Below are 6,922 nucleotides of genomic sequence, written 5' to 3'. Positions count from 1 at the left end.
GATTGGAGTCGCATCATGACGCTGGTCCTCCCCACCACTGAAGACCTGGGCTCGATGACCGAGCAGGTCTGGTCGGCCTACCTGGACCCGGAGACCGAGCACCCGCTGCTCTTCGGGGACCTGGGGCCGAACCCGGTGGAGCTGACCGCCTCGGTGTCCATCGTGGGCGCCTGGGACGGGCACCTGGTGGTGTCGACCTCCAAGGCCGGGGCCCAGGACGTGGCCAGCGTCATGCTGATGATGTCTCACGAAGAGCTGACCGACGACGATGTGAGCGACGCGCTCGGTGAGCTGGCCAACGTGGTCGGCGGCAACGTGAAGAGCCTCGTCCCCTCCCCGGCGAAGCTCTCCCTGCCGCGCGTCGGCGCGGCCGACTCCGAGCGCTGGCCCGGCGCCGTGGAGCTGTGCCGGACGGTCGTGCAGTGGAAGGGCCAGCCGTTCTCGGTGGTGCTCTTCAGCAGCAGCAAGCAGGAACAAGACAGCGAGGAGCTGCCGGTATGAAGATCCTGGTCGTCGATGACAGCAGGGTGATGCGCCAGATCGTGATCAGGACCCTGCGCCAGGCGGGGTTCGGGGACCACGACGTGGTCGAGGCCACCGACGGCCAGCACGCCCACGAGGTCGTGCAGGCGGAGAAGCCCGACCTGGTGCTGTCGGACTGGAACAGGCCCGGCATGACCGGCATCGAGCTGCTCCGCGCGCTGCGCAGCAGCGGCACCAACACCCCGTTTGCCTTCGTCACCTCGGAGAGCTCCGACGAGATGCAGAAGATCGCGGAGGACGGGGGCGCCATGTTCCTGATCACCAAGCCGTTCTCCGCGGACACCTTCCGCGAGCGGTTCGACTCGATTCTGGGATGACACCGATGGCCGACACACTTCCCGCTCCCAAGGAGATCAGGGACCTGCTCACCGACCTCATCGGCAAGGACGTGTCCGTGCAGCTCGCGGACCCGCCCGGCAAGGTGGACAAGCCCGCGGTCGCGGTCTTCGTGCACGACGACATGAGCATCGCCGGGGTCATCGGGATGGAGTTCCCCCTCGCCGCCGACCTGGCGGCGGCGGTGGGGCTCATCCCGCCCGGCGGCGCCCAGGCCGCCCTCGAGGACGGGGAGCTCTCCCCGATGCTCACCGACAACCTCGCCGAGATCTGCAACGTGCTGACCGGGTTGCTCAACCGCGACGGCGGCCCGCACGTGAAGCTCTCGTCGATCCACGCGCCCGGCGAGGAGGTGCCCGGCGACGTGCTCGGGTACCTCCAGGCCCTGGGCAACCGGCTGGACCTGGACGTCGCCGTCACGGGGTACAGCCACGGCCTGTTCTCACTCGTTGGGGGGCGTTGAGCGGAAACGCTCAGCTCCCCCCGGCGGGGGCCGATGACCTGTTTGCCAGGACGGCGACGAAGGCCACGGATCGGCCGCGAAGCAAGCGAACACCCCGGAAGGTGTCGTGAACGCCAAGCGCCTGAACCAGTTCGCCGTCCCGGCGGGCGTCATCCTGATCATCGTCATGATGATCCTGCCGGTGCCCTCCTTCGTGCTCGACCTGCTCATCGTGGCGAACATCGCGTTGTCGCTGCTGATCGTGCTGGTGAGCATGCAGGTCAAGCGGCCACTCGAATTCTCGGTCTTCCCGTCCGTGCTGCTGCTGGCGACGCTGTTCCGGTTGGCGCTCAACATCGCCGCCACCCGGTTGGTGCTGCTCGACGGCGACGCGGGAGCGGTGATCGGCGCCTTCGGCCACTTCGTGGTCGGCGGGTCGCTCATCGTGGGCATGGTCGTGTTCTTCATCCTGATCGTCATTCAGTTCGTGGTGATCACGAACGGGGCTGGCCGGGTCGCCGAAGTCGGCGCCCGGTTCACCCTGGACGCGATGCCCGGCAAGCAGATGGCGATCGACGCCGACCTGAACGCCGGGCTCATCGACGAGGCCGAGGCGCGCAAGCGCCGCACCGAGGTCACCTCGGAGGCCGACTTCTACGGCGCGATGGACGGCGCCTCGAAGTTCGTCAAGGGCGACGCCATCGCCGCGGTCATCATCACGCTGGTCAACCTGTTCGGCGGCTTCGCCATCGGCATGATCCAGCGCGGCATGGAGGCCGGCGAGGCCATCAACACCTACAGCCTGCTCAGCGTGGGCGACGGCCTGGTCTCCCAGGTCCCCGCGCTGCTGCTGTCGCTGGCCACCGGCATCATCGTCACCCGTCCGGTGTCCGACGGGGACATGGGCAGCCAGGTGTTCAGCCAGTTCGGCCGCAACCGCCTGGTGCCGATGGTCGCCGGGTCCGCGCTGCTGTGCCTGTCCCTGATCCCCGAGCTGCCGATGCTGCCGTTCCTGCTGGTCGGCGGCGGGCTGCTGTTCCTGGGCGTCCGGATGCCCAAGGAGGGCGAGGCGGGCGACGAGGCCGTGGCCGTGCCCGAGCAGGCCGCGCCGGACGCCTCCGAGGCGCTGCTGTCCGAGATGCAGGTCGACCCGCTGGAGCTCGCGCTCGCGACCGACCTGGTGGAGCTGGTGGACAGCTCGGGCGGCGACCTGCTGGAGCGGGTCCGCGCGCTGCGCCGCAAGATCGCGCTGGAGCTGGGCGTGGTGATGCCGCCCGTGCGCACCCGCGACGACCTGGACCTGCCTCTTTCGACCTACGTGATCCGCATCAGCGGGTCCGACGTCGCCACCGGCACCGCCCCCGCCGGGGCCGTGCTCGCCATCGGCGACAACCTCGACGCGCTGCCCGGCCGCCCCGGCGTCGAGCCGGTGTTCGGCCTGGCGGGCAAGTGGGTGCCCGCCGAGCTGCGCTACCAGGCCGAGCTGACCGGCGCCACGGTCGTGGACCGCGCGTCGGTGCTCGTGACCCACCTGGCCGTGGTGACCAGGACCCCGGCGAGCAGGCTGCTGGGGCGCGAGGACGTCCGCCAGCTCACCGACGTGGTCCGCCGCACTCACCCGGTCGTGGTGGAGGAGCTGACCCCGAACCTGCTGAGCCTGGGCGAGATCCAGCGGGTGCTGCACCGGCTGCTGGACGAGGACGTGGCGATCCGCGACCTGGTCCGCATCTACGAGTCGCTGTCGCTGGCCGCGAAGTCCGGCAGCACCGACACCGACCACCTGGTCGAGGCCGCGCGGAACGCGCTGGGCCCGGCGATCGCCTCCCGGTTCGCCTCCGGCGGCGTGCTCTCGGTCATGACGCTGGACCCGCGCGTGGAGCAGGTGCTCCTGGAGTCGCTGCGGATGACCGAGCACGGCGCGCAGGTCGTGCTGGACCCGAACCTGGCCGAGCAGCTGGTGGGCGACGTGTCCCGCCTGGCGCTCCAGACCGAGGAGCGCGGCGCGACCCCGCTCCTGGCGTGCGCGCCGCAGCTGCGCGCCCCCCTCTACCGCCTGCTCCACGTGGCCGTGCCCCGCCTGGCCGTCCTGTCCTACCCCGAACTCTCCGGTGGCACCAACCGGATCGAGACCGTTGGAGTCGTGAACAGTGTCCACTCGATTGCTGCTTGAGGGCCCGAACCTCACGGCGCTGCTGGACCAGGTCGCCCGTGAGCACGGCAAGGACGCGCGCATCGTGTCCGCGGAGAAGTTGCGCAAGGGCGGCGTGATGGGCTTCTTCGCCCAGCGCTGGTTCGAGATCACGGTCGAGGTGCCGGACGGCGGCGCCTCGGGCTCGGGCTCCGGCAAGGGGTCCGCCGGGCAGGGTTCCGCCGGGCAGGGTTCCGACAAGGGCGCTGCCGGTCAGGGCGCTGAGGGCGAGGGCGCCGCGGGTCAGGGCTCCGGCTCGGACTCGCTGGACGGCCTGCTGGCGCTGGCCGACCGGGCGGACGGCGCGGAGCGCACCCCGGTGTCGGCCGACGAGCTGGCCGCCGCGAAGGCGGGCGAGCAGGCCCCGGCCGGTCCGGTGGCGGGCTCGCTGCCGCAGGGCGTGAGCTCGGACCTGACCGCGCGGCGCTCCCCCGCCACCGCCCCGACCGGGCTGGTGTCGGCGGAGAGCCAGGCGCTGGTCGCCGAGCTGGCGGCGGCGCGGGCCGCCGGGCTGACCGAGGAGCAGATCGCCGCGGCGATCGCGCTGGCCAGCAACAACAGCGGGCTCCCCGCCGTGACTCAGGCCGCCCAGGCCGCGCACGGCGTCGGGGAGCGCGGCGCCGCGCTCGGGGCCGCGCAGGCCGCCGTGGCGCAGGCCGGGAGCACCCAGACCGCCACCAGGGCCGGTGTCACCCGTGCGGGGCTGGCCGGGCTGGACGCGGTGCAGGCCGCCGAGGCGCACGCCGAGGCCCACCGCGCGGCCCAGGCCGCCGCCGCCGCCGCGTACGCCAGCGGCGCGGGCCGGATCGCCGTGCACAGCACCCCCGAGCCCACCACCTCCACCCTGGGCACCGGCCTGACCGGCGCCGCCCCCACCGGGGTCGCCGTCGCGCAGACCGCGGCCGAGTTCGCCTCTCAGCAGACCGCCGCGCCCGCCACCCCCGCGCCGGTCACCACCACGCAGGCGCTGGCCAGCGCCCAGCTGGTGGCCACCGCGCAGGTCGCCGACAACGCCCTCCAGGCCCCGGTGCACGCCGCGCCGGTCCTCGGCTCCGAGGAGCCGGGCCTGGCGATCGCCCAGCTGAACATCGCGGGCCACCCGGTCACCACCGCCTACGGCTCCGCCGAGGCCCAGCGCCTCGCCTTCGGCCAGGCGGACGCGGTGGGCAGGCTCGACACCGGCCCGGCCACCACGGCCGCCGGTGAGCCGATCACCGCGGGCCAGCACCACGACGCGAGCCAGGCCGACGGCGTCGGCCACTTCGCGCCGGGCGCGTTCGCCGCGGGCAGGCCCGCCCAGCAGGTCATCCCCCAGCACACCGCAGGCGGGCAGGTCGCAGGCGGGCAGGTCGCCGCCGCGTCCGCCGAGGGCTTCGCCCAGGCCGGTCACGCGGCCGGCACGACCACCGCCCAGGCGGGTGTCACCCACGGGGTGGCCGCCGTCGCGGGTCACGCCGTCGCCCCGATCGCCGCCACCCCGGTCGCCACCTCGGTCGCGGCCCCGGCCGTGGTCGCCGCCGCGCAGGCGTCCGCACTGGTCGCGGGCCCCGAGTCCGCCCTGTCCCAGACCACCCGCACCGCCGCCCACACCACGGCCGGCGTCCAGCACGTGCAGCACGTGGACTCCCCCGGTTACCGCGCGGGCGCCGCGTGGACCCCGGCCGAGACCGCGAGCATGGCCGAGCTGGCCGCCGCCAAGGCGGGCACCGCCATGGCCGCGATCGTCGCCGACCTCGCCGCCGAGCAGGGCAAGCCGCGCACCACCGTGCTGCACGGCGCGCAGGCCGCCCGCCTGTCCCGCGCCCCGATCGCCGAGACCGCCGCCGACGCGGCGGAGCAGGCCAGGGCCGCGAAGGCCGCGCAGGACAAGCGCGCCGAGGAGCTGCGCGCCGCCGCGACCGCCAGGTCCGAGGAGGCGCTGGCCGCCAGGGAGAGCCTGGCCCTGGAGCGGGCCGCCCGCGCCGAGGCCGAGCGCGCCCGCGAGGTCGCCGAGGCCAGGCTCGCCTCGCTGGAGGCCGACGAGGCCGCCGCGCGCGCCGAGGGCCGCGCCGCCGCCGAGGCCGCCACCGCCGAGCTCGCCCCGGCCCCGCTGCTGGTTCCCGGCGCGGTCACCGCGAAGGAGATCGCCGAGGCCGTCGCCCAGATCATGGGCGGCGCCAGGGAGAACGGCGCCGAGACCGGCGCCGAGTCCGACACCGCCACGGCCGAGATCCCGGTCCAGCCGACCCCGAAGCCCAAGGCCACCACCCGCACCACCCGCTCGTCCGGGTCCAAGGCGGCCGTGAAGCCGAGGACCCCGAAGGCCAAGCCCGCCGCCGCGTCGAAGAAGCCGACCGCGCTGCCCGCGCCGAAGCCGGTGCCGCGCCGCGCCACCATGTACACCGGTCGCACCCGCCCGGCCTGCGAGGTGGAGGTCGACCTGACCGGCGCCCCGGTGCCGGACCAGCGGACCGAGAGCTCCCGCCCGCTGCGCCCCCTGCGCACCGCGGGCCCCGCCCCGGCCGCGCCCGCCCTGCCCGGCCAGGTCCTGGTCGTGGCGGGCGAGCTGGAGCACGCGCTCGACGTCGCGAACGCGGTGTGCCGAGACCTGCGCATCGACCCGTCCGACGTGCTGGTCGCCGGTCCGACGACCAGCGGTCACCGCCGCGTCGCCAGCGCCCGCCACGCCGCCCAGGTCGCCGCCGAGCTGCACGCCGCCGAGACCCCCTCGGTCGTGGTCGTGCAGGCGTCGGTGGACGAGGCCGACGGCGCGCAGTGGGCCGCCGAGATCACCCGCGCCCTGGGCGCGAGCGCGGTCTGGGCGGTCGTGGACGCCACGCGCAAGTCGCGCGACCTGGCCAGGCACGTGCGCGAGCTGGGCGACGTGGTCGCCATGGCCGTGCACGGCGCCGCCGCCAGCGCGGACCCGACGACGGTGCTGGAGCTGGGGCTGCCGATCGTGGCGGTCGACGGCAAGCGCATGTCGAGCACCGGTTCCGCGGCCACCGCCCTCGCCGACCTCGTGGCAGCGTGACCCCGTGCTGCGCTACTCGACGATGCTGCTGGCGGGCGTGCTGAGCGCCCCCGCGATGTGGGGCGCGTTCGTGACCGGCAGCGTGGACCCGCTGGACGCGCTGATCCGGTTCCTGATCACCGTGCCGGTCGCCGCGGTCCTGCTGGCGATCCCCAGGGCGGTCTTCCGCAAGTACGAGCCGGACCGCTCGATCCACGCGGTGGTGATGGCGCACGCCGAGCGCACCGACCTGGGGCTGCCGGGCAAGGACGGCGCCGCCGCTTCCACCCGATCAGGTCAGTCCACGGCGGACTGACCGGCCGACTCCTAGGCTGGCGCGACATGGACCACGCCTCGGCGGCTCTCACCCCGGTGCTGCGGGACCTGTTCGGCGCGCAATTTCCGCGCCTCGACCAGGCCG

Annotated in this window: 6 protein-coding genes; all 6 read left to right on the top strand. The window is 74.2% G+C overall.

Going from position 1 to position 6,922, the window contains the following annotated elements:
• A partial coding sequence (locus tag ACTUAL_RS08190) for a chemotaxis protein CheX (RefSeq protein ID WP_440899817.1) occupies positions 1 to 501 on the top strand: 501 nt, incomplete at its 5' end.
• Entirely contained in the window at positions 498 to 860 is a 363-nt protein-coding gene (locus tag ACTUAL_RS08185; protein WP_440899816.1) for a response regulator, read from the top strand. The genes ACTUAL_RS08190 and ACTUAL_RS08185, both read left to right, overlap by 4 nt.
• A 5-nt stretch (positions 861 to 865) precedes the next feature.
• Positions 866 to 1,342, top strand: a complete 477-nt coding sequence (locus ACTUAL_RS08180) for a hypothetical protein (protein WP_015801145.1) — start codon at positions 866 to 868, stop codon at positions 1,340 to 1,342.
• 106 nt (positions 1,343 to 1,448) lie between these two features.
• Positions 1,449 to 3,491, top strand: a complete 2,043-nt coding sequence (locus ACTUAL_RS08175; RefSeq protein ID WP_440899815.1) for a flagellar biosynthesis protein FlhA — start codon at positions 1,449 to 1,451, stop codon at positions 3,489 to 3,491.
• Entirely contained in the window at positions 3,469 to 6,522 is a 3,054-nt protein-coding gene (locus ACTUAL_RS08170) for a hypothetical protein (protein WP_440899814.1), read from the top strand. The genes ACTUAL_RS08175 and ACTUAL_RS08170 overlap by 23 nt, the downstream gene beginning before the upstream one ends.
• A gap of 4 nt (positions 6,523 to 6,526) precedes the next feature.
• The gene (locus ACTUAL_RS08165; RefSeq protein WP_096492820.1) at positions 6,527 to 6,817 is read left to right on the top strand and encodes a hypothetical protein; all 291 of its coding nucleotides are present in this window, start codon (positions 6,527 to 6,529) and stop codon (positions 6,815 to 6,817) included.
• Positions 6,818 to 6,922 lie beyond the last annotated feature (105 nt).

This window comes from Actinosynnema sp., from assembly GCF_052038725.1.
Note: the sequence above shows the minus strand (reverse complement) of the source record. Positions and strands in the feature narration are given on the sequence as shown.

Bases quoted from the DNA above. Each gene is read 5' to 3' on its own strand.
- ACTUAL_RS08180 (WP_015801145.1), top strand. From the start codon at position 866: ATGGCCGACACACTTCCCGCTCCCAAGGAGATCAGGGACCTGCTCACC.
- ACTUAL_RS08185 (WP_440899816.1), top strand. From the start codon at position 498: ATGAAGATCCTGGTCGTCGATGACAGCAGGGTGATGCGCCAGATCGTG.